Raw genomic sequence first — 1,812 nt, forward strand, 5'->3', positions numbered from 1 at the left:
CTGCCGTGGCCTACGGGCTGGACAATGGCTCGGAAGGCGTCTATGCGGTCTACGACCTGGGCGGCGGCACCTTCGACATCTCCATCCTGCGGCTGGCGCGCGGCGTGTTCGAGGTCATCGCCACGGGCGGCGATTCGGCCCTCGGCGGTGACGACTACGATGCCGCGCTTGCAGACTGGGTGCTGGCCCGCCAGGGCCGCAGCCCGGCCACGCCCGCCGACCGGGCGGCGGTGCGCATGGCGGCACGCGCGTGCAAGGAAGCGCTGACGGATTCGGAAGTCGCCCGGTTCGGCGCGCTGCTCTCGGACGGGCCGCTCGAGTGCGAGGTGCGGCGCGCCGACTTCGCCGAGGCCACGGCGGCGCTCACCCAGCGCACCCTCGCCGCCGTGCGCCGCGCGCTGCGCGATGCGCAGATCGGCCGCGACGAGGTGCAGGGCGTGGTGCTGGTGGGCGGCTCGACCCGCATGCCCGCCGTGCGCGAGGCGGTGGCGGCGTTCTTTGGCCGCGAGCCGCTGACCAACCTGGATCCGGACCAGGTGGTGGCGCTGGGCGCCGCCATCCAGGCCAACCAGCTGGCCGGCAACGACGCCGCCGGCGAGCTGCTGCTGCTGGATGTGATTCCGCTGTCGCTGGGTATCGAGACCATGGGCGGGCTGGTCGAGCGCATCATCGGGCGCAACGAGACCATCCCCACGGCACGCGCCCAGGATTTCACGACCTACAAGGACGGCCAGACGGCCATGGCGCTGCACGTGGTGCAGGGCGAGCGCGACCTGGTGCAGGACTGCCGCAGCCTGGCGCGTTTCGAGCTGCGCGGCATCCCGCCCATGGCCGCCGGCGCGGCGCGCATCCGTGTGACCTTCACGGTGGATGCCGACGGCCTGCTGAGCGTGGCGGCCGAGGAGCTGACCAGCGGCGTGCAGGCGCGCATCGACGTCAAGCCTTCCTATGGCCTGTCGGACGAGCAGATCGCCCGCATGCTGCAGGAGGGCTTCGCCACTGCCGAGGAGGACAAGCGCGCGCGCGCGCTGGCCGAGGCGCGCGTCGATGCCGAGCGCCTGCTGCTGGCGACGCAGAGCGCGCTGGAGGCCGACGGCGACGTGCTGGAGCCCGCCGAGCGCACCGCCATCGAGGCCCTGATGCAGTCCCTGCGCGAGGCGCTGGCCCAGTCGCAGGACGCGGTCGCCATCGAGGCGGCTGGCAAGCGGCTGGCCCAGGGCACCGAGGCCTTCGCGGCCCGGCGCATGAACCGCGGCATCCGCCGGGCCCTTGCCGGGCGCTCGGTCAGCGCGCTGTAGCCTCCCGCTCCCTGCGCCGGGCCTGTGCGGCCCGGTGCCCGAAGAACGAACATACCCAAGGCCCCACCATGCCCGTCATCAAGGTTCTGCCCCATCCCGAGTATTGCCCCGAGGGCGCCGAGATCAGCGCCCCTGCCGGCACCTCGATCTGCGAGGCGCTGCTGGAGAACGACATCAACATCGAGCACGCCTGTGACATGAGCTGCGCCTGCACCACCTGCCACGTGATCGTGCGCAGCGGCTACGACTCGCTCAACGAGGCCGAAGAGGAAGAAGAAGACCTGCTGGACCGCGCCTGGGGTCTGGAGCCACAGTCGCGCCTGTCCTGCCAGGCGATCCTCGCGCAGAGCGACGTCACGGTGGAAATCCCCAAATACACCATCAACCACGCGCGCGAGAACCACTGATGGACCGTGCCTTCGACTTCCTCGCCGGTGGCCGCCGGAGCCGCGCATGACCCGCCAGATCGTCCTGGACACGGAAACCACCGGCCTGTCGGCGGCCGACGGCGACC

General features: G+C 71.7%; 2 protein-coding genes. Both read left to right on the forward strand.

Features of this window, described 5'->3' with window-relative positions:
- Positions 1-1,298 (forward strand): Fe-S protein assembly chaperone HscA (hscA, locus tag A612_RS03540; RefSeq protein ID WP_019373212.1); only part of this gene is annotated, 1,298 nt, incomplete at its 5' end.
- Positions 1,299-1,366: 68 nt separating this feature from the next.
- Positions 1,367-1,705, forward strand: a complete 339-nt coding sequence (gene fdx / locus A612_RS03545) for an ISC system 2Fe-2S type ferredoxin (RefSeq protein ID WP_019373213.1) — start codon at positions 1,367-1,369, stop codon at positions 1,703-1,705.
- Positions 1,706-1,812: the final 107 nt, after the last annotated feature.

Origin of the sequence: Melaminivora alkalimesophila (assembly GCF_000282995.1) — a bacterium.
Classification (GTDB): Bacteria; Pseudomonadota; Gammaproteobacteria; order Burkholderiales; family Burkholderiaceae_C; genus Melaminivora; species Melaminivora alkalimesophila.

What these genes read in the sequence shown, in the direction of transcription:
- fdx (WP_019373213.1), top strand. Translation starts at nt 1,367, where the DNA reads ATGCCCGTCATCAAGGTTCTGCCCCATCCCGAGTATTGCCCCGAGGGC.